Source organism: Fictibacillus terranigra (assembly GCF_030412265.1).
Classification (GTDB): Bacteria; Bacillota; Bacilli; order Bacillales; family Fictibacillaceae; genus Fictibacillus_C; species Fictibacillus_C terrinigri.
In genome coordinates, this window is record NZ_JAUHLN010000002.1 from 913,148 (window position 1) to 935,273 (window position 22,126).

Sequence of the window (22,126 nt, forward strand, 5' to 3'; positions counted from 1 at the left end):
AAGGCGGATGGGAGACTCCTGCCTCTCATCCGCCTTTATCTATCAATGTGTCTTTTCCAGTAACAGCCACTCTTCCAGCTGCTCATAAAGGTTCATAGCGTCTTCAATGCCACGGTCATAAAGGGCATGGAGCTTAACAGGATCGCGCTCAGCTCTGCCTACCTCCAGCTTCTGCTTCGGACGTATGACGAATACCTCATTGTTGATCTCAAGTTCTTCAATGTAATCAAGAGTTTCATTATAATGCTTGTAGCGGTTGATCAAAACATCAGACATTCCCGGCTGAGACTGGTACAGCTTTCTCGCCAGCCATTCCATCTTCGTTTTGCTTTTTCTATAGCCTTTATTCTGTGTTAAAACAATGACGTTTCTCTTGTTTCCATCTGCTATTGCCTTTTTGACAGGAATGGGATCCGCCACCCCGCCGTCCAGCAGTTTCATTCCTTTATATTCGATAACCGGCGCCATAAAAGGAAGCGATGCCGAAGCTCTAAGAACAGTAAGAATATGTTCCTGATGATCGGCTTTTTCAAAATAGACCGGCAAACCGGTCTCGCTGTCTGTGGTACCGATCACAAAACGCTCTTTAGCATTTTCAAAGGCTTCAAAATCAAAAGGGACATGTTTGTTTGGAATTTCATCAAATATCAAATCCATTCCGAAGAGCCCTTTGCGCTTCAACAATAAGTTTTTATAAGAAATGTACTCGGGATGACGTACAAAATCGATGTTAACAATTCGGTTTCTTCCTCTTTGCCTGGATAGATAGGAAGTCGCATTGCAGGCTCCTGCAGAAACGCCAATGACATAAGGAAAATACAAATCCTTGTCCATAAAATAATCAAGCACTCCTGCGGTGTATACTCCCCGCATTCCCCCGCCTTCTAGTACAAGACCCGTTCCTATCATGTGAGCTACCTCTTTTCTCTATAATAGTTCACTATATGTAATATTCTATGAAAAAGCCAATAAAGTGCCCGGCACTTCTGGCTAGTTAGAATCGAAATAAACCTTAAGTCCATCTGCCAATCCATTCGCGGCATTCTCTTGAAAGATGTCTGTTTCTGCCTGGAACTCGTCATGTTGATTCGATAAAAACCCTAATTCAACAAGGACTGCTGGCCGCTGATTTTCCCTGATGACATAGTAATCTCCAAATTGAACTCCTCGGTCTTCAAGATTCGTTCTATGATCTAAAATGGAATCTTGAATGGATTGAGCAAGTTCTTTATCAAATGGCTTATTGTAAAAAGTGGACAGCCCTCTGGCATGAGGCTTTAGTGAAGAATTATAGTGGATACTGATAAACGCATCTGCAAATACAGATTCACTTTGGAACACACGGTTCGCCAGCGAAAAATATTGATCACTCATCCGGGTCATCACAACAATGGCACCTGCGGCTCGAAGTTTTTCAGCGGCTAGGAGTGCGGTACGAAGGGTCAGCACAGATTCCAGGGACGAGTGATTGGCTCCCTTCGCTCCCGTGTCACCCCCGCCGTGTCCTGGATCTAACACGATCCGCTTTCCTTTTATACCATTTTTGACCGCTTCATTCCCGTTCCATGTACGGTTCGGCAGAACATCCGAAATTCCTGCTTCCTTTGGTTTCAAATACTGTGCAGATACCCAGCCTTCTGCACCATTTTTTGTTCTGACATACCACCAGTCACTCTTCGTTTTCAAAACGTTTACTTTTTCACGCTCCTCAATGGTTCCGAGAACAGCGGAATGAAGATCTGGAGTTTTTCTTATTCTAACATCACCGCCTGTTACGGTTGCAAATGATGCTTGTTTATTATCAGGTGCGCTTTCTCTTTTGGACAAATACACGGCAGATACCCAGCCCGTTTTTCCATGAAAATCAATCTGTGCCCATCCATTTCTTTCGGAGAGGATCGACAGCCTCTCTCCTTTTCGTACCGTTCCGATAGCAGGAGCAGACATTGAATCCATACTCCTGACGTTCAAATGATCGGCGGCCACCTCTGCTTCTGTGGTTCCGAATGCAAATGATTGAGACAAATTCACCGTTTGGCTGATAGCCAACAGCATGACAGTACCTATCATGAATTTTTTCAACTCATTCTCAGCCCCATTCATTCTTCTTAAAATGATATGGAGAACAATTCTACAAGGAATAAAATGAAACCTGCCCGCTGTCAGGAAGTATCAAAAGTTCCCAAAGAGTGCGTCATTTCTATTTTTGATGACAAGAAAACGGACAAGCTTTAAAAAAGCTGTGTCCGCCTCGAACCTATATTAACCCTGCGTACTTCAATCCGTGCCATATCCCATCCTCACCGACAGGTTTTGTAATATAGTGAGCTGCCTTTTTGGCTTCAGGCCTCCCGTTGCCCATGGCAATTCCCATGCCTGAAGATTGAAGCATCTCGATGTCATTTAAAGCATCTCCGAACGAAAAGGTATCTTTTCTGTGAATCGTCGTGCGTTTAAGAAGTTCTTCGATTCCCTTTGCTTTTGATCCGCCGAACGGCATTACGTCAATCGCATGCTGATGCCAGCGGATAAAATCAAAGGTTCCTCTGTAATCATTTCTATACGGCTGCTCAAATTCTTCATCACAAAAAAGAAGAGCCTGAAAGACATCATTGTTATGATAGTATCTATCATCGAAAGAAGGATACTCCGAAAGCAGATGTTTCGTACTTTCATATACCACCTCAGCGTATTCTTTATTGGTGGTTGCTTTGGCGTGATCCAGGAATACAAGTGGATGCTCTGCTTGAACAGCGATCTTCTCGAGGTCCTTCAGCCTTTCAACATCCAATGCTGCTTTATAGATCACTTCCCCCTCGAAGACGACATACGATCCATTAAAGCTAATAAACGAGTCCATTTCCAGTTCCTTTAATAGGTGTTCAAACATAAAAGGGGCCCGGCCTGTTGCGATTCCCGTATGAATACCTTTCTTCCGAAGCTGATGCAGGGCTTCCTTTGTTGAATCCGGAATTTTCCCTGTGCTTTCATCGATCAGTGTTCCGTCTATATCAAAAAACACCATCTTTTCTCTCATGCGATCACTCCTGTCTACTATCTTCTATCTATATCTACTACCTATGATGAATTTCTGCCATTAAGTTGTCAACCAGCTAGAACCAAAACGCTTCAAACTGAAAAGAGAAGAACCCTCCATGGTTGGAGAGTTCCAAAGACTTAAGAATTTGAATTAGCCGTCGTTTGGATGTCTTTACGCCTGCGGTTGATCACAAGGCTTTGAATCGTCATGAAGATATTTCCGACAATCCAATACATTGGCAGGACAGCTGATAGCCTCCACGCAGAGAAAACAATGATTAATGGCATGATATAACCCATCATCTGAATTTGCGGATTAACTTGCTCAAGCTGCCGGTTAATGATTTTGTACTGAATAAACGTAGTCACTGCTGCAATGATCGGCAGAATGTGTGTGTGATCTGGAGTACCCAGATTGAACCATAAAAAATTGTGTGCTGAAATTTCTTTTGTCCGTATGATCGCATAATAAAACGCCAGCAAAATCGGCATTTGAATCAGCAGGGGCAAACAACCCATAGACACAGGGTTTACACCATGCTTTTGGTAAAGAGCCATAACTTCCTGCTGCATTTTTGTTTGAGTTTCTCTGTCTTTACTTTGATATTTCTCACGAATTCTTTTCATTTCAGGCTGAAGTTCTTTCATCTTTTGCTGATTTTTCGTTTGAGAAACGGTGAATGGCAACAATAGACACCGAATGATGATCGTCAAAAAGATGATAGCCAGTCCATAATTTCCGTTAAAGAAAGTGGCTACAAACTGAATGACTTCTGAAAATGGATAAACGAAGTAGTGGCTCCATACTCCGTGGCTTTGTGCATTAACTGGCGCTCTGCTGCACCCTGCCAGTACCCATATCCCTACTATCATTGTAAAAAGCTGTAATCCGCGTGCGAGTCCTGACCGTTGTTTCTTTTGTTTCATTCCTTTTCCTCCTTGTTGGTTTTGCCTCTGATTGCAGTAACAAGAAGGAATGGCTGTCATTATCATCCGGTGCTTCCTTTAGGTATTTCCTGTGTGTGACATGGTTTCTCATAAAACAAAAGTTTTGGACCAAACTAGGATTCAGTCGAATCTTCAGTGTTTTGTTCTGGTCAGTGATTTTAGGCTGGCTGCTTTTCTTTATCGTTTCAGGGCATTGCATCATAATATGTCTGCTGATGCCAAGAAGAGCCAGTGTTAACCCCAGTGAGATCAACATCACATCCATCTCACATAACAGTTCAAATATCGGTTCGATCGGACTCACCCCCTTTTGTTAACAGTATACTCCCTTATGTGCTAAAAAGATAGTGAACATCAAGTGTGATCGAAGCAAACGGCCACAACAGAAATAAACGCCGTGTGGGAGGTCAGCACGGCGTCTAATCAAATATAGGGGGATAAGATACTATACGGAAAAACAAAAGAAAACGTGACCCTTAAAATATATTTCTTTTTCATGCATATTTTCAAAGTCGCGAACCAAACTAGTAATACAAGGAGGTGATAAATATGGCACGCAACAACAACTCTAACGAACTATTGGTGAACGGAGCTCAACAAGCCCTTGACCAAATGAAGTATGAAATCGCATCTGAATTTGGTGTACAACTTGGTGCAGATACTTCTGCTCGCGCGAATGGATCAGTTGGTGGTGAAATCACTAAACGACTTGTACAAATGGCTGAACAACAACTTGGTGGCGGATTCCGTCCTTAATATTAACTCTCCTAATCGGGAAAAGGGTTGGACAAGGGTCCACTCTTTTTTGCATGCAAAAAGCCAGGGTTCTCGTATCCCTGGCTGGAAAAAGGTAACTTTATTATAACATGACGAAAGCAGTTTGATAAAGAAAAGACTTTCATAAAACTAATTTTAAAATTCCCATGGCTTTTGCGTACCGAATTCTTCAGCAAGTTTCTTGCTGCTTTCTTTTCTTTTTCTTCGGTTAACAGCCCTTTCCTCTGCTCCCTGGTGAAGCCATTTTTCCTCCTCCGACTCCGGAACGGCTTTTGGCACAGGTGTTGGTTTGCCGTCTTCTCCAAGTGCTACAAAGGTTAAAAACGAAACTGCACAAACCTTCCTCTCGCCTGTAAACAAATTTTCAGACGTTATTTTTACGAATACCTCCATCGATGTTTTGTGCGTCCACGTTACATATGATTCCAGGCACACTGAATTTCCCACTCTGATCGGATGCAAGAAATCAACTGAGTCGGTTGATGCTGTTACCACATTGCAGCGTGCATGCCGAATTGCTGAGATGGCAGCTACATCGTCGATATAGGCCATCAGTTTACCGCCGAACAACGTCCCATGATTGTTGGTGTCTGGCGGAAGAACGACACTTGATTTTACCGTTCGGGACTCCCGGACAAATTTTTCTTTTGGATTCATGCTTTCTTATCACACTCCTATTAAGTATCATTATATGAAAAAAACCTCTGCAATAAAGCAAAGGTTTAGTAAAAGACATTATTTCTTCACAACAGCATGTCCTCCGAACTCATTACGGAGAGCCGCTACCACTTTCCCATGGAAGGTATCATCCTCAAGTGATCTGAACCTCATGAATTGCGAAAGCGCAATGACAGGAGCTGTGGCCTGGTAATCAAGCGCCGCCTCTATCGTCCATATTCCTTCCCCTGAAGAGTTCATGACACCGCGAATATCTTCAAGCTTTGGCTGTTTGGAAAACGCATTCTCCATAAGTTCCATCAGCCAAGAACGGATGACTGAGCCATTATTCCATACTTTAGCTACAGCTTCATAGTCATACTCAAAATCACTTTTATCCAAAATCTCAAATCCTTCAGCGATCGCCTGCATCATCCCGTATTCGATTCCATTGTGTACCATCTTTAAGAAGTGTCCGCTTCCTGCTTTTCCCGTTTTCATAAACCCGTTTTCTATTGAAATCTTTTCATAGAGCGGCGCCACATAATCTACAGCATCTTCATCCCCGCCGACCATGACACATACTCCATGGCGTGCACCTTCCGTTCCTCCGCTCGTACCGCAATCCACTAGATGAATTCCTTTTTCCTTCAAATCTTCATAACGCCTGAGAGTATCTTTGTACTTTGAATTCCCTGCATCGATAATGATGTCTCCCTGGTCCAGATAAGGCACCAGCTCACTGATCACATTGTCGACAGCCGGCCCTGCAGGAACCAATAGGATGATCGCCCTGCGGCCCGTAAAACCCTTGGCAAGCTCTTCAAGTGTTTGTACCCCGAGTGCGCCTTTTGAAGAAATCTGATCTACTGTTTCTTTATTCATATCAAAAGCGATCACCTTAAAATCGTGATCAAGCATGTTCTGGGCAATGTTAAACCCCATTTTCCCCAGACCTACCAGACCAATTTCCATATGAATCACATCCTCTGCATTCTTTTGCTATACCTACCCAAGTAGTTATTCCACAAATATTGCCGATTTAACCTGAATTCGGCGAATGAATCTTCCCAAGCTGGCAACGATAAAAAAGGGAGGTGATCCAAAATGACAAAGAAAAGCAGTGGAAAGGGCCGCGCAGCCAGCAGCGTGAACCCACAAGGAAAAAGTGATACTGAATTTGCATCGGACCCAAGAACCAAACTAGAGAATACCGCAAAGAAGAGCAATACAAAGTAATGGGTTGTGTTGTAAAAAATGCACAGCGTACCGCTTGCGCTCGTGCATTTTTTTAACGAAACAGCCCGCTTTCAAAAAGTAATCCTCAATTTTATGTAAAATGTCTTCAACCTTGAACGATATATAAAATAGAACTACTATTTTATTATGATTGAGGATACATCAATGGCGAAGGTAAAACGGCATGAACAATTATTAATGTCCATCAACAAGAAAAAGCGCTTTACACTCAAAGAACTCGCAGAGGAGTTCAAAGTTTCAACCCGCACCATACAAAGAGATCTTCTTTCCCTTATTGATATGGGACTGCCGATCATTTCTGAGTTCGGCCCCCACGGGGGATATAAATTGGAAAACGAACGAATCTTGCCGCCCATAGGTTTTACGGAGTCTGAAGCCCTTGCATTCCTATATGCCTTTCAGCCCTACAAAAAGAGCGCATCCTTTCCTTTCAGAAGGGAAGCGGTCTCTGGGCATGGTAAATTTATTAAATATCTTCCGGAGGATGCTGTCAAAAAGTTTGAAGAAATTCAAAATAGATTGCTCATCCACTTTCCATTCTGTGCGGATCCCGTACCCTTCCTTCCGATTTTTCTGGAGGCATCTTTAAGGAAGTGCCTGGTCACTGCACACTATGAGATGGAGGGGAACACCAGGTTTGGCAGACTGCAGCCCATCGGAATCTATTGTGATAGCGGCGGCTGGTATTGTCCGTGTTATAGTCACACAGAAAACGACTTTCATGTGATCGATTTATATGAAGTAAAACAAGCGGCAATCCAAATGGAACATCAAGATTTAATGGATTTCTCAAATGTGACGATTTCAAACTGGGCAGATCTCCTGCCGTCTGACAACAAGATCCAATTACATATTAAATTAAACAGTGAAGGCATCAAAAAGGCTTTGAGACATCCCTTTCTCTCCCCTTATGTGTTACAAGAAACCGATGCCAGCGGAATCGTTTCAATGTATATACTTACAAGTGATATTCACAGATTTGCGGAATTGATGTGGACCTTCGGAAACGATGCCAAGGTCGTACATCCAGCAGAAATCACAGACATATTACGAAAAAAGACCGAGCTTATGAGTAGAAACTATGAAAGGATTCCAACCTTTTAAAGTTTGAAAGTCTTTTTACTCATAAAAGTTCCCAAAAAGGAGTATAATGTAAGTATTACACTTAAGGGGGATACCCATGGCCTTTTTTTCCAAAAACCCGATCGAACCAGTTCCTGACGTAGAAACGAAAGTATGGGCATGTGAAAATGAGGAGTGCACATGCTGGATGAGAGCAGATTACTCGCTGCAGGAAACACCAGACTGCCCGATTTGCAAATCAAAAATGACTCAAGAAATCCGCATGCTCCCCGAGCTAAAATAAAGGTGAAACAGGATCATATTTAAGTCCCTTGGACTCATAATATGATCCTTTTTTCTAGCTATTCCTTATGTTTACCAATAAGTCATGCTGGGTATAGAACTTGAAAAGGAGGAATTCGACATGAACAATCAAACAGCGAATACACTTGACACCAAAGACAAAGCTAAATTTACTAAAGGTGTTCTTGTTGGGGGCCTGGTTGGAGCCGCAACCGCTCTGTTACTGACTCCAAAATCCGGAAAGGAAATGCGCCGGAATTTATCCAATCAAACATTAAATCTAAAGGAAAAGACGCTTCAAATGAAAGACGAAGCAAAATTGCAAACTCGTCTGGGAACGATGGCTGGCAAAGAAAAAGCTTCTAACATGATGGGAAGCGTGAAAGATAAAACCAGTCAGGTGGCTTCTCAAGCGAAGGAAAAAATGAATGCCATGAGAAACAAAAATGAGGATTCACCTTCTTCAGCAAAAGTGCAAAACGATCCAGGACTTCCCCCTTCTCCTGAAGCAACGAAACAGACACTCGGAGAATAATGGATATCAAAACCCGGCGCTTTTCGCAGCCGGGTTTTTCCATGCGTTTTTTTGTCTCCCCTCTATCACTCCACTTTTTAACTGTGATAATGTTAGGACTCTTCTAATACATTAAGTAGAGACAAATTATGGGGGGGTGTAGATATGCACATCCATGTGGTTCAGCGGGGTGACAGCCTATGGGGCATTGCCCATCACTATGGTGTAGAGCTTCAAGTCATCATGAGCGAAAACGACGTTCGAGATCCCAACTCATTGGTTATCGGTCAGGCACTTGTGATTTCTCCACCCTTTCTCCGGTATCGCGTTCAGCAAGGGGATACCTTGTACTTAATTGCCGGCCGATGGGATACTTCGGTTCAAGCCATTGTAGACCGAAACAATCTTGAAAAGTCGTCCTATCTTTACATCGGCCAAGAGCTCATCATACCCGTACATGTCGTCCATCCTGGAGATAGTCTATATATGATTTCCATAAAATACGGTGCAACCATCAACGGAATAGCTGAAGAGAATAATCTATCTTCGGGTTACAAGATTTATCCTGGTCAAAAGTTGACTATTCCTTTCGAGCGGCCCATAAAAGAAATCAATGCCTACATCAGCAGCTACACCCCCGCCATCCAAAGGGAAATTCATTCAAAAGGCCATTACCTGACGTATCTTACTCCATTCAGCTACACCATCAATAAGGACGGGACACTTAACCCTCCAAAGGACGAGGCTGTTCTGCCTGCAGCAAAAGCAGAAAGCATCTCCCCTTTAATGGTTGTGACCAATTTTCAGAACGGGACATTCAGTACTGAGCTAATAAGCGCTGTTCTATCAAATACCAATATACAGACGAAATTGCTTAACACCATCCTGACAACCTTAAGGTCAAAAGGATATAAAGGCGTTAATTTTGATTTCGAATACATCAGCCCCAGCGAGAAAGAAGCATACAATCAGTTTCTGCGCCGTACTGTCTCGTTATTTAAACCACTCGGGTTTATCACTTCTACAGCCTTGGCTCCAAAGCTCAGCGCTGAGCAAAAAGGAATTCTTTATGAGGCACATGATTATCGGGCACATGGTGAAATTGTAGATTTTGTGATTGTGATGACTTATGAATGGGGATGGAGCGGCGGCAAACCGATGGCGGTTGCACCATTAAGTGAAGTAAAAAAAGTCCTGGAATATGCATTGACAGAAATCCCGGCAAACAAGCTGGTCATGGGTGTTCCACTGTACGGCTATGATTGGAAGCTTCCGTTTGTTCAAGGAACAAATGCCCAGACCGTCTCCCCTCAGGAAGCCGTGGACCGCGCGCGCCGTTACGGAGCATCGATTCAATATGACGAGAAGGCTCAATCTCCTTTTTACTATTATTACGATGAGAATAGAACACAGCATGTAGTCTGGTTTGAAGATGCGCGAAGCGTCCAGGCAAAATACACCGCAGCCAAACGTTATCATTTAAGAGGCATCAGCTATTGGCTCCTTGGGCCAGCATTCCCTCAAAACTGGTACGTCCTGCAAAATGAAATAAAGCCGAAAAAATACTAGGAGTCTTTCATCACATATAGGAAGCTGAGATGTTTCATAAAAAAACAGCGAGGCGTTTTAGCGCCGCGCTGTTTTTTGCATTTCTACACCCACCACATGTCTGCAGGTGTTTCTTCAATAATCACATCATTCAAATTTTTTACGGCACGTGCGAACCCTTCATTGATCGACATGAGGGGATCCTCATGTTCAATACTGACGACATAATCATAGCCATACGTTCGAAGGGCACTAATCATATCTGACCATTCCTGAACACTGTGGCCGCATCCTACTGAACGGAAACTCCATGCCCGAGATTTCACTTCGCCATAAGGCTGCATGTCTGTAAGACCGTATAAGTTCACATTGTCCTGATCGATATAAGTGTCTTTCGCATGAAAATGGTGGATCGCATTTTCTTTGCCTAGTATTTTAATAGCTGCTACTGGATCGATTCCCTGCCACCATAAATGGCTGGGATCAAGATTGGCACCGATGGCGTCGCATGTTTCTTCACGAAGCTTTAACAACGTGTAAGGGGTATGAACGAGAAATCCGCCATGGAGTTCCAACCCGATTTTCACATTCTTTTCCTTGGCATACTGTCCCCACTCCCGCCAGTAAGGAATCAATTTTTCTTCCCACTGCCACTTTAAGATGTCCCCATATTCGTTCGGCCAAGGGGTGACCGGCCAGTTTGGGTATTTTGCTCCCTCATGATCCCCAGGCACGCCTGAAAAGCAATTGACGACAGGCACACCGAGCAAGCTGGCCAAATCAACGGTTTTTACGTACGTGTCATGTGACTGGCGAGCAAACTCTTGATCCGGAGAGAGTGGATTGCCATGACAGCTTAGCGCGCTGATCGTTAGATCCCGAGATTCCACGTGATGGAGAAAATTCTTTCGTTTCTCTTCACTATCCAAAAGTTCATCCAGGTTGCAATGTGCGTTTCCCGGGTAATTGCCAGTCCCGATCTCTACCGCTTTCACACCGGCTCTCTTTACATGATCGAGCATTTGTTCAAATGGCATCTCTGAAAATAATACTGTAAAAACTCCTAATTTCATTGAGTCTCCACTTCCTTTCTATGATTAACTTTAACGCTGCTCCCCGTAAGGCTGCTCTCATAGATTGCTTCGATCAGCATGGAGACCATTCTCGCCTCCTCAGGCTTGACCACTTGCTCAGCAAGGCCAAGACAACTGTCCACAAAATTTTCCGCCTGTGGGTTTCCAGGATTTTCATCCCCGGGTATAAAAGATGCATCGGAATTAAGAAGCATACCGTGTTTGGCTTGATTTAAATGAAAAGGAAAAACATCCAGCCCGCCTTTTTCACCAGATATGCTGACATTTTCCACATCATCCTTGATATTCGCAGACCAAGAAGTTTCCAATAATAGAGAGGCTCCGTTTTCAAAACGGATATAGCCTGTTACGTGGTCGTCCACATCAAACGATTCATGGTCAAATTCACCCCATAAGTTTACCTGATCAGGCATCCGGCTTAACAGGTTATACTGAGACCCCATGACTTCTACCGGAACAGGATTGCCCATGAGCCATAAAGACAAATCCAGCAGATGGCAGCCATAATCGATTAAACTCCCCCCTCCCTGCAGCTCTTTGTTAGTAAAGACGCCCCAGCCTGGAACTTTTCTTCTTCTTAGCCCTTGGGTTCTGATCACAAGTGGTTCACCGATCTCTCCTTCGATCATCACCTTTTTGGCAGCTTGTGCATTTTTCATAAAACGATAATGGTAAGCGATGGAAAGGATTTTACCTGATTCTTTTGAAGCCTGAATCATCCTGTCGCATTCCTCAGTTGAAAGCGCCATCGGTTTTTCACATAAAACGTGGACACCGGCCTTTAGTGCGGCTACCGCAATTTCTGCATGAAACTTGTTAGGCGTGGATATGATCACCGCATCAATATGAGGAAGCATCTCATGATAGTTCTCGTAAACTGACGGAATATCATACTTCTCTGCCATTTGTTGTGCGCGATGAACATTTATATCGCTTACTCCCGTAATCACTGCTTTTTCAGCTAAATTTTGAATGGCTGGAATATGCCTTCCTTCAGCGATTCCTCCGACACCAATCAAGCCTACTTTAAGCAAATTCATGCCAGCACCTCGTTTTTCAGACTTACCGTCTTTTTCGTTTCGCTTGCTTTTAATGCACCGATAATAACTGCGAGAGACCGTTTTCCTTCTTCTCCGGAAACAGCAGGTTCGGTATCCTTAAGGATGCACTCTGCAAATCTCGAAATGACACGCGAATCATTTTGACCGCCGGAATCATTGGTTTGAATCTGACCGAGAGAATAATTGACTGTAGAGCCGTCTTTGTATTGAGCGATCAATGAATATTCCGGGCTCTCCTCCAGACGCAGAATGCCTTTCTCACCATAGATAATGGTAGAGTTGTCCTCCTTCGACACATAGGACCAGCTCGCCGCCAGTGTTCCGATCACGCCGCTTGCTGTTTTTAAAATACAGACCGCTGTATCATCCACCGTGGCGTTTTTCTTTGAAGACGTTTCCACAAAAGCTGCTACTTCATCGATTTCTTCTCCTAGAATGAAACGGAGTAAATCTGTTTTATGAACACCAAGGTCTCCCATAGCTCCGATGAATGCTTTTTCTTTTTTGAAAAACCAGCTGTCCGTTCCATCTGCACTCCAGGTTTCAGGTCCGGGATGCCCGAATGCAGTTCTAAAGCTGTAGATTCTGCCTAAATCCCCAGCTGCAATCAGTTCTTTCGCTTTCTCATGAGACCGGACAAAGCGCTGATTATGAGCAATCATTAATTTTTTCCCGTTCTTCTCACTGGCCAGAATCATTTGTTCGGCTTCCTCCAGGGAAGTTGCCATTGGCTTCTCACATAAAACATGTTTACCGCTGTTCAATGCAGCAATGGAAATGGGGGCATGAAGGAAATTCGGTGTACAAACACTGACGGCTTCAACCTCAGGGTCATTAAGGAGATCTTCATATGAATAATACGCTTTTGCGCCGTATTCTTTGGCAATATGATCTGCTCTCTCATGATTAATGTCACAAACTGCCGCAATGATTGTTTGTGTATTATTTTTGTACTCTGGTAAATGTCTGTGCTGAGCGATGCTTCCACATCCAATGACTCCTACTTTAATCATCCTGTCTTCCACTCCTCTTATTTTTGATTGGCAGCAATAGCTTCAAGCGGTTTAGCGTTTCCATATACCGGTTTATCGCTTCCTGCCGGTTTTGCCCATTCAACGGCATTTAATATAACCTTTTGTACATCAGCATTATGATAGGTGGGGTACGTTTCGTGCCCGGGGCGGAAGTAAAAGATTTTTCCTTTTCCGCGTTTGTAGGTGCACCCGCTCCGGAAAACTTCTCCTCCTTCAAACCAGCTGACGAATACGAGTTCATCTGGAGCCGGGATGTCAAAATGCTCTCCATACATTTCTTCTTGCGGGAGTTCAATGTATTCTCCGATTCCTGATACAATCGGATGGGATGGATCAACGACCCAAAGCCGCTCCTTTTCATCCGCTTCACGCCATTTTAAGTCACATGAAGTACCCATCAATTTTTTAAAGATCTTTGAGAAGTGCCCAGAGTGAAGGACGATGAGTCCCATACCATCCAGAACCCGCTGATAGACACGTTCTACTATTTCTTCTTTTACTTCGCCGTGGGCAAGGTGTCCCCACCAGACAAGAACATCAGTCTCATCAAGAACCTGCTGGTTTAATCCATGTTCTGGCTGATCAAGTGTTGCCGTTTCAGCGTCCACTCCTGCATTTGATAAAAATTGCTGGATAGCGCCATGAATTCCTTCCGGATATACTGCACGCACAGCAGGATTATTTTTTTCATGACGGTTTTCATTCCAGATGGTTACCTTCATTCCGTTCCACTCCTTTTATTTATGTATAAATAACTTCTTCAAGTTAGTAGGTAAACGTTTACGTATCTGACGAGGTAGAACCTTTTTACTTTTCAGAATGTAAACGTTTACCTTTATTTTACGGCACATTATCCGTTTGTCAATTGTTAATATACAGCATGTTTAAATTTTATGTTCTTGGAAATGTTCCTTTCTCCCTTTTTCCATGCAGGTTTCAAAATTATGAGAAAGGCTATAGTACTGTACAGACTCATTTTCAAAGGAGAGAATCACACAATGGATAGCCAAAAAAAGCAAAAGGAATTGCTGGATCGAAACGACAAAGATAATGCGTTTAAACGGAGCCGGGAAAACCAATTGGAACGGGATCAGCTCGTCATGCCCGCGGATGATCTTCCATTAGAGGATATAAAAGATGAAAAAAATGAGGAAAGACACAAAGACGATACGAAAAACACTTCGTCATCAGAGAGAAAACTGAATCCCCCCGAAGGTGAACGCTAATTACGATTTAAAAAAAGCCGGCTCTGGCAGATTACTGCGCGAGCCGGCTTTTTAATGTTAATGCTGGTTGGTGTTATCATAACTCAGCTTCCTGCTCCCATGCTTTTACGGTCTGGTCGCCCGGCAGCAGAAACGTAAGTACACCGGCGATCGGAAAGAAACTGATCATCACCATAATAAACCGGACACTGAAAGCATCTGCCAGGTTGCCGAGAATAACGGAACCTAGTGCTCCCATCCCGAAAGCAAGCCCGACGATGAGACCGGAAACCATGCCGATTCTTCCGGGAAGCAGTTCCTGGGCATAGACAACAGTCACTGAAAAACTTGTCATCAAAATAAACCCAAGGAGAAAAAATAGGGGATAGATCCAAAATAAACCAACGTTCGGCAGAACAAGGGCTAGGGGAGCAGAACCCAGCATCGACCAGAAGATCATGTTCCTCTTCCCAAGCCGGTCAGCAAGAGGACCTCCAAAAAATGTTCCAAGAACCCCGGCTGCCAGAAAAACAAAAATATAATACTGTGCATGGCGGATAGAAAGGCCATAATCGTCGATCAGATAAAACTGATAGAAGTTAGAAATTCCCGAGAAGTACCAGGATCGTGCAAAAACAAGAAATACAAGCAGACAAACAGCAAAGGCAATTTGTTTCTTCCGCTTTGGATTTGCGGCTTTCTTCGCCGACTGTTTCGTAACCCTGGGAAAATTTACGAGACGGGCCCGGTACCATCCAGATACAAAAACCAAGACGATGATGGCCATGGCTGCAGCCGATGTAAACCATATGGCTCCAAACTGGCCGAAAGGAACAAAGACAAGGGCTGTCATGACGGGGGCTAAGGAATTCCCTGTGTTGCCCCCCACCTGATAGATGGATTGGGCGAGACCCCTCCGCTTTCCAGCAGCCATATAGGCAACACGTGAACCTTCCGGATGGAAGACGGCTGACCCAAGTCCAATCAGGGTAACCGATAGCAATATGTACGTAAAGTTACTGGAAAAGGCAATGCCAATCATTCCAATCAAGCTAGAAGCCATCCCTAACGGCAGCAAAAACGGTGATGTCGTCCTGTCCGTGTACCATCCAACAACAGGCTGCATAACAGAGGAAGTAAGGTTCAGTGCAAATGCGATCCACCCCAGCTGAGTAAAAGACAGATTCATAGACTTCTCCAGAATAGGAAAAATAGCCGGAATAACCGCCTGCATTGCATCGTTTAACAAATGCACGAAGCTGATTGCAAAAAGCACCTTGTAAATCGTTGCTGACGTGGGGACTTCTTTTTGTATAGAAACAGCACCCATGAAAAATCCTTCTTTCTCTAATTGGTTTATAATGTTAAAGATTATCATTCTTTTACGGATTTTTACAGACAAAAAAGAAGAAAGAGCGCCAGCGCTCTTTCTTTTGAGGAAAACGGTTTATAACTTTTCGATGATATTGTTGATAATTCCGTATTCCTTCGCTTGTTCAGCTGTCATGAAGTAATCACGGTCAGTGTCTTTTTCCACCCGCTCAAGGGGCTGTCCTGAACGGTCTGAAATGATCTTATTCAGAATTTCCCTCGTTTGAATAATCCGTTTGGCATGTATGATCATGTCTGCCGCCTGACCTTGTGTTCCTCCAAGCGGCTGATGGATCATGACCTCTGCGTTCGGCAAGGCAAACCGCTTGCCCTCTGCCCCCCCAACCAGAAGAATGGCACCCATGGAAGCAGCCATACCGATGCAGATGGTGGAAACAGCAGGCTTGATAAACTGCATGGTGTCATAGATGGCCAATCCAGCGGTAACCGATCCTCCTGGAGAATTAATATAGATGGAAATATCTTTATCCGGATCTTCAGCAGCGAGAAACAGCAGCTGAGCTACAACCGAATTGGCTACATTATCATCAATAGCACTTCCAATAATGATAATACGGTCTTTCAAAAGCCTGGAATAAATGTCGTAGGAACGCTCCCCGCGGTTGGTTGTTTCTACTACCATTGGGACTAAATTCATTTTTATATTCCTCCTATTGAATGATTATGCAGCTTGGCAGATCGGGGTGGAAGCCGCGCCAGCTGATGCTATTTTTCCAAATCCGGACGTAATATAAATCACTTTTGCCGGTTTTTTTTCTTCATTTTCAATCGAGATTTCAGTCTTAAGTTCTTCTTGCCCGGAATCTTCCCTTTCAGCCCGCTTCTCCTTTAAAGAAATAACCTTTTCCTCTCGGCCAGCCGGCTTACTGCTCTTTTCCCAGGCGATGGAAGGGTGCTTTTTTACTTCATTCATCCTTCAATTCCTCCCTCAGGTTTTGGATAAACAGCGATAGACACTTGAAAGTCTTCGCCTTGCTCTTTCTTTCCGGATTGATATTTACCAACAAGCTGTTGAAGCAGTGAGAAATATTCATTGATGAACTGGTTGCGCTCCTCTTCATTCGATAAGGAAACCGTCGATTGCAGAACGGCGCTCGGAATTTGCTGATCCTCTGCTCGCTCCATAAGCTGAAGCGCATCTTTCTTCATCGTTTCCGTTAGGGATAGAACATGGGCCAACGCATGCTGATCTTTTAATTTTTGTGAAGCTTCCGGTGATAGCCCTAGTGAATCAGAAAAAATTAATGTTTTAGCAACCGCTTGATACAATACTTCTACCAAATTTCTCACATTCCTCGTTCCTGCCCTGAAAACAAGGCCTACTTTCTCGAGAGCTTTAAGATGGTAATTAATCTTCTGCGGAGTCTCATTAAGCTGTTTTGCTATTTCTGTGGCTGAAGCCGGTTCTTTTAGAGCACTCAGCAGCTCGGAACGAATGGGATGAAGCAATGCGGCAGCCTGCTCAGGCAGCGTTACAAGATAAGTCTCTTCGATGGATGCCTTCTTTTTCACTGGTTCACCTCACTTAAAAATTTTATTTTACGTAAAATTATCTTATTACGATAGGCTTATCTTTGTCAAACTTTTCAAATGTTAAACAAAAAAATAACAGAAGCTCATGCTTCTGTTATTTCATCAGAGGTATAGCGGCCAGTACGATAAAGATGACCACCATAACTGTATTGAAAAAAAACTCTGCTTTAAATTTAAAATAATATCGTTCGATGGCCCGAAACAAGAATACCGCCGCTAGGATTCCGAACAACAAGGCAGGGCTGTTAATGTACATGCCATTCCAAAGAGCAAGCAAAAAACCCACGGACAGCAGGACCATTTCAGAATAGACCCATGTCTTATTTCTTTTTTTCATTGTGGCACCTCTTTCCTTCGTACTCTTGTATTGTACGAAGAAATTCTTTATTCGGTGCCCATCCTTTTTTCCTATACGAGTCTTTCTTTGTATGCCTCCTCCACCTGCTGCAGCAATCCTCTTGCCGCTCTCTCGGGATCCTCATGATGGCTGATGGCAGTTATGACAGAAACTCCGTCTGCCCCGGCTTCAACAACGTCAAATGCATTTTCTTCTTTAATGCCGCCAATACCCACAATTGGAGCTGTAATTCCTTTTGCCCTCAATTCTTTCACTACTGAAAAACCCATGACATCACGGGTATCCAGCTTTGTACTTGTAGCGTAAATAGGGCCGACTCCCAAATAATCAGCCCCGATCTGTACGGCCGTTTGTGCTTCTTCTGCATTATGAACAGAAACTCCAAGAATTTTATCAGGAATCCGTCTGCGTATCTCTCTGATGTCTCCATCCTCCTGCCCTACATGCAGTCCATCCGCGTTCAGACTGATCATGAGGTCAAGATCATCATTCACAATAAAAGGAACGTGGTTTTTCCGGCAAATTTTTTGCAACTGAAGGGCCAATGCCTTTTTGTCTGCAGAAGAAAGACAACCTTCTCCTTTCTCCCTGTATTGAAACAGCGTGACTCCACCCTTTAGCGCTTTCTCCAAAACAAGCTCAGGAGCCTCTTTGCAATTCAAGCTTCCCATAATAAAATAAACCTTCATCCGTTGTTTTAGATTATCATTTTCCACCCTGTATACCTCCTAAACTCCACCTTCCCGCTGTCTTTAAATCTTCAGGTTTCAATCGAAACAGTTCATCCAGCAATGCCGTTTGAAAAGAACCTGGGCCTGCTGATACAGCTTGTGCACGTTCGGCACAGATTCCGAGCATCGACAAGGCACCTGCGGCTCTCTGACAGGCCGAGAGGCTCGTTTCCAATGATTTGGCCAAAAATAAACCGATAAGAGAAGTTGAAAAACAGCCTGTTCCAGTGACATAAGATAGAATTTCATGTCCCCCGGTAATGGTTATGCGTTCCTTGCCATCACTCACCGCATCTCTTTCCCCTGTAATGGCAATGACCGAGCCGAACTTGGCGGCCGCGTGCAGTGCAAGCTCTTCATGGTTTCCTGACAAATCGCCGTCAACTCCTTTTCCGCCCCACTCTCCTTTCATCAAGAATGCGATTTCTGCAGCGTTCCCGCTAATAACATCAGGAGAAACCTGTTCAACCAGCTCTTGGACCGCATCTTTCCTTAGCCTGCTCAATCCTGCCCCAACGGGATCCAATATGACAGGAACACCCAGTTGCTTCGCCTTTTTTCCTGCGATCACCATCGCTTTCACCAGGCTCGGGTCGATTGTTCCAATGTTCAAAACCAATGCGTCAGCAGCCATGACAGCTTCTTCCGCTTCTTCATAGTGATGAGCCATCATCGGGCTGCCGCCAGATGCAAGGATACCGTTCGCTAAAAAGTTCATCGTCACCTGGTTCGTGATGTGATGAACCAACGGTTTTTGGTTTCTGATCTCCTGTAAAAGGTGACGTAATTCGTTCATGCTTGATTCCTCCTGTATGCCCAATGGTTAGTCGGTCCATGGCCGCTTCCAATATGGAGCGGATGACTGATCGCTTCCTGAATAAACGTTTTTGCTGTATGAACCGCATGTAAAGGCGTCTTGCCCAGTGCCAGTTCAGCGGCTATTGCGGCGGCAAACGTGCACCCTGTTCCGTGCGTCTGGGGGGTGTCAACTCTTCTCCCTTGCAGCTCATGCATATGCTCGCCATCGTAGAACAAATCAACGGGTGCTTTATCAAGAGTGAGATGGCCGCCTTTAATCACGATCATACGCGCTCCTAATTCATGCAATAGTTTGGCCGCATCCTCTCTGCCTTTCCTGGAGCAGATGCTTTTACCAGTTAATCGCTCCGCTTCAGGAATATTCGGAGTCAGGATCGTGGCCAGTGGAATTAGATGTTTTTTCAATGCTTCTACTGCATCCTCCTGGAGAAGATCTGCTCCTCCTTTTGCAATCATTACGGGATCTACAACGACGTTTTTCCAGCCATGCTTCCGTAGATGCGCTGCAACTGCTTCTATAATTTCCGCACTGAAAAGCATACCTGTTTTGAGTGCCTCGGGACGCAGGTCGTCTTCAATACTTTTTAACTGTTTCATGACCATTTCAACAGGCACAGGATGGATCCCTTGAACACCTAATGTATTTTGAGCGGTAATGGCTGTAATCACAGACATGCCATAAGCTCCCAATTCCTGAAAAGTCTTTAAATCTGCCTGGATGCCGGCTCCGCCTCCTGAATCTGAACCTGCTATCGTCAAAGCTTTTGGTGTATTCAGCATAAGTCAAGAACTCCTTTCACCACTTATGAAGCTTGATTTCAGCCTAGTCCACATGCATGCAGCTGGACCAGGACCCCTTTGAGCGGTAAAAAGCCGCCTTCCAGAAGAGAAGGCGGCTTAAACGAAGTGTATGCTCATTTTGGTTTAAGCCACTTCCCTCCGCCGGTTTTAACCGGATCAGGTTCAAAGGGTCAAAGATATCTTTTCTCAGCTTTAAATCAAAGCTCCCCTAGTGGTTTACGATGTATGATGTTACTTCTATCCTATATGACAGCGGCTGAAGCGTCAAACGGAGGATAGGATTTGTCGAAAAGTTGGGCTGCTGTGTTTAAAAACAAATCGATACGGGCATTATTTATATAACACCCGATAGAAAACCTGGAGGGAGAGAACGCCAATGAATATAAGAGAAAAACTAGAGCAATTAAAACAGAACCCTGAAGATGTTTACAGCCATTCACAATCCGAAGGCCGTTTCTCAAAAAATTACACGAACCCTGTTGAAGTCAAATATATCCCTACAGAAGATGTTTTCCAATTAAGAGTATTTGATATGGAAGGCGGTGAACAGCTGGACAGCAAAAAATTCCATTCCGTTGATGAAGTTATGGATGATTTAAACTTTGAATAGTGGATAAATCTAAATTTTCAGAATTAAATAGTTGCTATTATCTGTATTGATAAGTATACTAGTAAAAACCCATAAACGCATCAGCTTTCAATCCAACAAGCTTTTGCAAAAAAATTCAAGGAGGAATAGAGCATGAAAGACAACACATCGTATAATAAAGACATGAACGATCTTGTGAAATATAAGCTTCAGAAGAAAAATGACCCGTTCGCTTTTAATATGGTTGCTCAGATGATCCTTGATGAGTCGCTGCACGCCCATCAGATGAAACGTTATAAACAGCAAATAGATGAAGCCCTGGAAAAACGGGATGAAAAACTCTTTATGAAATTAACCGACGAATACATTAAATTTCTAGGATAAGAAACCAGACCTTTTATGGTTTGGTTTCTTTTTTTGCACGCTTTTTTCTTTTTGAGTAAACCCATACCCCTGCTATTGCCGCTAAGAGAATGATAACCGGTGATAATCCGATAAGAGCAATAATGAGATAAGAAACCGCATGAAGCATCCCATTCCATGTCTCTTTCAATAAAGCCTTGGCTTTGGCCCACGTATTCAGCTGTTTATTGTATGTGCCTTCATTCTTCACCTCAAAATGAACCGTTACCGTTGAAAGTTCGCTTTGATTGTTTAAAAAGTTCATTCTGCCCTGAATCTTTTCGATTTGTTCCTGCACACCAGCAAGTTCCTTTGAAATGTGAAGGAGGTCCTCTGTTTTTTCTGCATTTTTCATAAAGTTTTCCAAACGGGCTCGGACGAGCCGCTTTGCTTTCAGCTGTGCTTCCAGGTCTGTATATTCCTCTGTAACGTCTCGACCGTTGATCACCTCTTCAGGACTGCCCGTGCTTAATGCCCCGGCTTTACGTGTAAACGCAAAAAAACGATCCTGTGGAATCCTTACTTTTAAATAACCTCCGCTATGCCCTCCTTCTTCTGATAAGGTTTCACTTTCAACGATGTAGCCGCCCATCTTGTTTGCTAGCTGTTCCACATCGCTCCGGGCCTTCTTAAAGTTTTGAACCGTTATCGTAACCTGACTCGTGTAGATCATCTTTTGCTTTTGGGTATCAGACTTTTTAGTTTCTGACCTATCCTTTTTCATGGCGATGGAAGAGCTTCCTCCTTCAGATGCCTTCTCTGAAGTGCTTTCTCCCATACTGCTGCAGGAAGCCAAAAAAAGAACGAGTAACAGGCAGAAAGCGCTGAATTTCCTATTTCTCTTTTTTATCATCATCATATCCCCCTTTTAACAATAGACGACTAAACCGGCCTGACAGTTTCAATAAATGGAAAACTCATGTCAAAGAGTTGCAATATCACGCAAATATGCTAGTATTTACAAAGTGATTTATTTACAACAAGAGCAGTTAAGTACGG

Annotated in this window: 29 protein-coding genes and 1 riboswitch; of the genes, 9 read left to right on the plus strand and 20 right to left on the minus strand. The window is 43.7% G+C overall.

Going from position 1 to position 22,126, the window contains the following annotated elements; genetic code table 11:
• Positions 1 to 42 precede the first annotated feature (42 nt).
• The 5 genes from QYF49_RS12550 to QYF49_RS12570 form a co-directional block, all read right to left on the minus strand.
• Positions 43 to 909 carry a patatin-like phospholipase family protein gene (locus QYF49_RS12550; protein ID WP_290399926.1) on the minus strand — a complete coding sequence of 289 codons (867 nt, stop codon included), beginning with the start codon at positions 907 to 909 and terminating at the stop codon, positions 43 to 45.
• An 81-nt stretch (positions 910 to 990) separates the two neighbouring features.
• Positions 991 to 2,082 (minus strand): N-acetylmuramoyl-L-alanine amidase family protein, encoded by a 1,092-nt coding sequence (locus QYF49_RS12555; protein ID WP_290399927.1) that lies wholly within the window; start codon positions 2,080 to 2,082, stop codon positions 991 to 993.
• Positions 2,083 to 2,257: 175 nt separating this feature from the next.
• Positions 2,258 to 3,037, minus strand: a complete 780-nt coding sequence (locus QYF49_RS12560) for a Cof-type HAD-IIB family hydrolase (RefSeq protein ID WP_290399928.1) — start codon at positions 3,035 to 3,037, stop codon at positions 2,258 to 2,260.
• 140 nt (positions 3,038 to 3,177) lie between these two features.
• Entirely contained in the window at positions 3,178 to 3,912 is a 735-nt protein-coding gene (yidC, locus tag QYF49_RS12565) for a membrane protein insertase YidC (RefSeq protein WP_290400439.1), read from the minus strand.
• Entirely contained in the window at positions 3,863 to 4,291 is a 429-nt protein-coding gene (locus tag QYF49_RS12570) for a hypothetical protein (RefSeq protein WP_290399929.1), read from the minus strand. The genes yidC and QYF49_RS12570 overlap by 50 nt, the downstream gene beginning before the upstream one ends.
• Before the next feature lie 245 nt (positions 4,292 to 4,536).
• On the opposite strand from QYF49_RS12570, the gene QYF49_RS12575 reads away from it, so the two are divergent.
• Positions 4,537 to 4,743 (plus strand): alpha/beta-type small acid-soluble spore protein, encoded by a 207-nt coding sequence (locus tag QYF49_RS12575; protein ID WP_290399930.1) that lies wholly within the window; start codon positions 4,537 to 4,539, stop codon positions 4,741 to 4,743.
• 156 nt (positions 4,744 to 4,899) lie between these two features.
• Here QYF49_RS12575 and QYF49_RS12580 read toward each other — a convergent pair whose 3' ends face one another.
• Positions 4,900 to 5,421 carry an acyl-CoA thioesterase gene (locus QYF49_RS12580; protein ID WP_290399931.1) on the minus strand — a complete coding sequence of 174 codons (522 nt, stop codon included), beginning with the start codon at positions 5,419 to 5,421 and terminating at the stop codon, positions 4,900 to 4,902.
• A 78-nt stretch (positions 5,422 to 5,499) separates the two neighbouring features.
• Positions 5,500 to 6,396 (minus strand): phosphogluconate dehydrogenase (NAD(+)-dependent, decarboxylating), encoded by an 897-nt coding sequence (gene gnd / locus QYF49_RS12585; protein WP_290399932.1) that lies wholly within the window; start codon positions 6,394 to 6,396, stop codon positions 5,500 to 5,502.
• Between the two features lie 132 nt (positions 6,397 to 6,528).
• Here gnd and sspL point away from each other — a divergent pair, with 132 nt between their 5' ends.
• From sspL to QYF49_RS12610, 5 genes are all read left to right on the plus strand, one after another.
• The gene (gene sspL / locus QYF49_RS12590) at positions 6,529 to 6,660 is read left to right on the plus strand and encodes a small, acid-soluble spore protein L (protein WP_290399933.1); all 132 of its coding nucleotides are present in this window, start codon (positions 6,529 to 6,531) and stop codon (positions 6,658 to 6,660) included.
• A gap of 165 nt (positions 6,661 to 6,825) precedes the next feature.
• Positions 6,826 to 7,785: a helix-turn-helix transcriptional regulator gene (locus QYF49_RS12595; protein WP_290399934.1), complete on the plus strand. Its 960-nt coding sequence runs from the start codon at positions 6,826 to 6,828 to the stop codon at positions 7,783 to 7,785.
• 76 nt (positions 7,786 to 7,861) lie between these two features.
• Positions 7,862 to 8,047 (plus strand): cold-shock protein, encoded by a 186-nt coding sequence (locus QYF49_RS12600; RefSeq protein ID WP_090232719.1) that lies wholly within the window; start codon positions 7,862 to 7,864, stop codon positions 8,045 to 8,047.
• Between the two features lie 120 nt (positions 8,048 to 8,167).
• A complete protein-coding gene (locus tag QYF49_RS12605) occupies positions 8,168 to 8,581 on the plus strand; it encodes a YtxH domain-containing protein (protein WP_290399935.1) in 414 nt (137 codons plus the stop codon).
• 144 nt (positions 8,582 to 8,725) lie between these two features.
• Positions 8,726 to 10,129: a LysM peptidoglycan-binding domain-containing protein gene (locus QYF49_RS12610; protein WP_290399936.1), complete on the plus strand. Its 1,404-nt coding sequence runs from the start codon at positions 8,726 to 8,728 to the stop codon at positions 10,127 to 10,129.
• A gap of 83 nt (positions 10,130 to 10,212) precedes the next feature.
• Here the strand turns inward: QYF49_RS12610 and QYF49_RS12615 are convergent, their stop codons facing one another.
• The 4 genes from QYF49_RS12615 to QYF49_RS12630 are packed head-to-tail and all read right to left on the minus strand — an operon-like array spanning position 10,213 to position 14,019.
• On the minus strand, positions 10,213 to 11,181 hold the full coding sequence (locus QYF49_RS12615; protein WP_290399937.1) for a sugar phosphate isomerase/epimerase family protein: 969 nt from the start codon (positions 11,179 to 11,181) through the stop codon (positions 10,213 to 10,215).
• Positions 11,178 to 12,242 (minus strand): Gfo/Idh/MocA family protein, encoded by a 1,065-nt coding sequence (locus QYF49_RS12620; RefSeq protein WP_290399938.1) that lies wholly within the window; start codon positions 12,240 to 12,242, stop codon positions 11,178 to 11,180. Before QYF49_RS12620 ends, QYF49_RS12615 begins: the two co-directional genes overlap by 4 nt.
• Positions 12,239 to 13,276 carry a Gfo/Idh/MocA family protein gene (locus tag QYF49_RS12625; RefSeq protein ID WP_290399939.1) on the minus strand — a complete coding sequence of 346 codons (1,038 nt, stop codon included), beginning with the start codon at positions 13,274 to 13,276 and terminating at the stop codon, positions 12,239 to 12,241. Before QYF49_RS12625 ends, QYF49_RS12620 begins: the two co-directional genes overlap by 4 nt.
• A gap of 17 nt (positions 13,277 to 13,293) precedes the next feature.
• A complete protein-coding gene (locus QYF49_RS12630) occupies positions 13,294 to 14,019 on the minus strand; it encodes a ThuA domain-containing protein (RefSeq protein WP_290399940.1) in 726 nt (241 codons plus the stop codon).
• A gap of 276 nt (positions 14,020 to 14,295) precedes the next feature.
• Here QYF49_RS12630 and QYF49_RS12635 point away from each other — a divergent pair, with 276 nt between their 5' ends.
• Positions 14,296 to 14,523: a hypothetical protein gene (locus tag QYF49_RS12635; RefSeq protein ID WP_290399941.1), complete on the plus strand. Its 228-nt coding sequence runs from the start codon at positions 14,296 to 14,298 to the stop codon at positions 14,521 to 14,523.
• 76 nt (positions 14,524 to 14,599) lie between these two features.
• Here the strand turns inward: QYF49_RS12635 and QYF49_RS12640 are convergent, their stop codons facing one another.
• From QYF49_RS12640 to thiD, 8 genes are all read right to left on the minus strand, one after another.
• Positions 14,600 to 15,832, minus strand: a complete 1,233-nt coding sequence (locus tag QYF49_RS12640) for an MFS transporter (RefSeq protein ID WP_290399942.1) — start codon at positions 15,830 to 15,832, stop codon at positions 14,600 to 14,602.
• A gap of 117 nt (positions 15,833 to 15,949) precedes the next feature.
• Entirely contained in the window at positions 15,950 to 16,531 is a 582-nt protein-coding gene (clpP, locus tag QYF49_RS12645) for an ATP-dependent Clp endopeptidase proteolytic subunit ClpP (protein WP_290399943.1), read from the minus strand.
• A gap of 24 nt (positions 16,532 to 16,555) precedes the next feature.
• The gene (locus QYF49_RS12650) at positions 16,556 to 16,807 is read right to left on the minus strand and encodes a hypothetical protein (protein ID WP_290399944.1); all 252 of its coding nucleotides are present in this window, start codon (positions 16,805 to 16,807) and stop codon (positions 16,556 to 16,558) included.
• Positions 16,804 to 17,406: an ArsR/SmtB family transcription factor gene (locus QYF49_RS12655; protein ID WP_290399945.1), complete on the minus strand. Its 603-nt coding sequence runs from the start codon at positions 17,404 to 17,406 to the stop codon at positions 16,804 to 16,806. Before QYF49_RS12655 ends, QYF49_RS12650 begins: the two co-directional genes overlap by 4 nt.
• A gap of 115 nt (positions 17,407 to 17,521) precedes the next feature.
• Entirely contained in the window at positions 17,522 to 17,764 is a 243-nt protein-coding gene (locus QYF49_RS12660) for a hypothetical protein (RefSeq protein ID WP_290399946.1), read from the minus strand.
• A 71-nt stretch (positions 17,765 to 17,835) separates the two neighbouring features.
• Complete coding sequence (gene thiE / locus QYF49_RS12665; protein WP_290400440.1) at positions 17,836 to 18,474, minus strand: thiamine phosphate synthase; 639 nt, start codon at positions 18,472 to 18,474, stop codon at positions 17,836 to 17,838.
• Between the two features lie 16 nt (positions 18,475 to 18,490).
• A complete protein-coding gene (thiM, locus tag QYF49_RS12670; protein WP_290399947.1) occupies positions 18,491 to 19,312 on the minus strand; it encodes a hydroxyethylthiazole kinase in 822 nt (273 codons plus the stop codon).
• The gene (gene thiD / locus QYF49_RS12675; RefSeq protein WP_290399948.1) at positions 19,309 to 20,115 is read right to left on the minus strand and encodes a bifunctional hydroxymethylpyrimidine kinase/phosphomethylpyrimidine kinase; all 807 of its coding nucleotides are present in this window, start codon (positions 20,113 to 20,115) and stop codon (positions 19,309 to 19,311) included. Before thiD ends, thiM begins: the two co-directional genes overlap by 4 nt.
• Positions 20,116 to 20,252: 137 nt before the next feature.
• Positions 20,253 to 20,356, minus strand: a riboswitch (TPP riboswitch).
• Between the two features lie 156 nt (positions 20,357 to 20,512).
• On the opposite strand from thiD, the gene QYF49_RS12680 reads away from it, so the two are divergent.
• Together QYF49_RS12680 and QYF49_RS12685 are read left to right on the plus strand one after the other, a co-directional pair.
• Entirely contained in the window at positions 20,513 to 20,746 is a 234-nt protein-coding gene (locus QYF49_RS12680; protein ID WP_290399949.1) for a hypothetical protein, read from the plus strand.
• Positions 20,747 to 20,878: 132 nt separating this feature from the next.
• Positions 20,879 to 21,109 (plus strand): IDEAL domain-containing protein, encoded by a 231-nt coding sequence (locus QYF49_RS12685; protein WP_290399950.1) that lies wholly within the window; start codon positions 20,879 to 20,881, stop codon positions 21,107 to 21,109.
• A 13-nt stretch (positions 21,110 to 21,122) separates the two neighbouring features.
• Here the strand turns inward: QYF49_RS12685 and QYF49_RS12690 are convergent, their stop codons facing one another.
• Complete coding sequence (locus QYF49_RS12690) at positions 21,123 to 21,986, minus strand: DUF4349 domain-containing protein (protein WP_290399951.1); 864 nt, start codon at positions 21,984 to 21,986, stop codon at positions 21,123 to 21,125.
• Between the last annotated feature and the right edge of the window lie 140 nt (positions 21,987 to 22,126).

Coding starts and splice junctions, on each gene's coding strand:
- QYF49_RS12550 (WP_290399926.1), bottom strand. CDS start 909: ATGATAGGAACGGGTCTTGTACTAGAAGGCGGGGGAATGCGGGGAGTA.
- QYF49_RS12560 (WP_290399928.1), bottom strand. CDS start 3,037: ATGAGAGAAAAGATGGTGTTTTTTGATATAGACGGAACACTGATCGAT.
- yidC (WP_290400439.1), bottom strand. CDS start 3,912: ATGATAGTAGGGATATGGGTACTGGCAGGGTGCAGCAGAGCGCCAGTT.
- QYF49_RS12575 (WP_290399930.1), top strand. CDS start 4,537: ATGGCACGCAACAACAACTCTAACGAACTATTGGTGAACGGAGCTCAA.
- QYF49_RS12580 (WP_290399931.1), bottom strand. CDS start 5,421: ATGAATCCAAAAGAAAAATTTGTCCGGGAGTCCCGAACGGTAAAATCA.
- gnd (WP_290399932.1), bottom strand. CDS start 6,396: ATGGAAATTGGTCTGGTAGGTCTGGGGAAAATGGGGTTTAACATTGCC.
- sspL (WP_290399933.1), top strand. CDS start 6,529: ATGACAAAGAAAAGCAGTGGAAAGGGCCGCGCAGCCAGCAGCGTGAAC.
- QYF49_RS12595 (WP_290399934.1), top strand. CDS start 6,826: ATGGCGAAGGTAAAACGGCATGAACAATTATTAATGTCCATCAACAAG.
- QYF49_RS12600 (WP_090232719.1), top strand. CDS start 7,862: ATGGCCTTTTTTTCCAAAAACCCGATCGAACCAGTTCCTGACGTAGAA.
- QYF49_RS12605 (WP_290399935.1), top strand. CDS start 8,168: ATGAACAATCAAACAGCGAATACACTTGACACCAAAGACAAAGCTAAA.
- QYF49_RS12610 (WP_290399936.1), top strand. CDS start 8,726: ATGCACATCCATGTGGTTCAGCGGGGTGACAGCCTATGGGGCATTGCC.
- QYF49_RS12615 (WP_290399937.1), bottom strand. CDS start 11,181: ATGAAATTAGGAGTTTTTACAGTATTATTTTCAGAGATGCCATTTGAA.
- QYF49_RS12620 (WP_290399938.1), bottom strand. CDS start 12,242: ATGAATTTGCTTAAAGTAGGCTTGATTGGTGTCGGAGGAATCGCTGAA.
- QYF49_RS12625 (WP_290399939.1), bottom strand. CDS start 13,276: ATGATTAAAGTAGGAGTCATTGGATGTGGAAGCATCGCTCAGCACAGA.
- QYF49_RS12630 (WP_290399940.1), bottom strand. CDS start 14,019: ATGAAGGTAACCATCTGGAATGAAAACCGTCATGAAAAAAATAATCCT.
- QYF49_RS12635 (WP_290399941.1), top strand. CDS start 14,296: ATGGATAGCCAAAAAAAGCAAAAGGAATTGCTGGATCGAAACGACAAA.
- QYF49_RS12640 (WP_290399942.1), bottom strand. CDS start 15,832: ATGGGTGCTGTTTCTATACAAAAAGAAGTCCCCACGTCAGCAACGATT.
- clpP (WP_290399943.1), bottom strand. CDS start 16,531: ATGAATTTAGTCCCAATGGTAGTAGAAACAACCAACCGCGGGGAGCGT.
- QYF49_RS12650 (WP_290399944.1), bottom strand. CDS start 16,807: ATGAATGAAGTAAAAAAGCACCCTTCCATCGCCTGGGAAAAGAGCAGT.
- QYF49_RS12660 (WP_290399946.1), bottom strand. CDS start 17,764: ATGAAAAAAAGAAATAAGACATGGGTCTATTCTGAAATGGTCCTGCTG.
- thiE (WP_290400440.1), bottom strand. CDS start 18,474: ATGAAGGTTTATTTTATTATGGGAAGCTTGAATTGCAAAGAGGCTCCT.
- thiM (WP_290399947.1), bottom strand. CDS start 19,312: ATGAACGAATTACGTCACCTTTTACAGGAGATCAGAAACCAAAAACCG.
- thiD (WP_290399948.1), bottom strand. CDS start 20,115: ATGCTGAATACACCAAAAGCTTTGACGATAGCAGGTTCAGATTCAGGA.
- QYF49_RS12680 (WP_290399949.1), top strand. CDS start 20,513: ATGAATATAAGAGAAAAACTAGAGCAATTAAAACAGAACCCTGAAGAT.
- QYF49_RS12685 (WP_290399950.1), top strand. CDS start 20,879: ATGAAAGACAACACATCGTATAATAAAGACATGAACGATCTTGTGAAA.
- QYF49_RS12690 (WP_290399951.1), bottom strand. CDS start 21,986: ATGATGATGATAAAAAAGAGAAATAGGAAATTCAGCGCTTTCTGCCTG.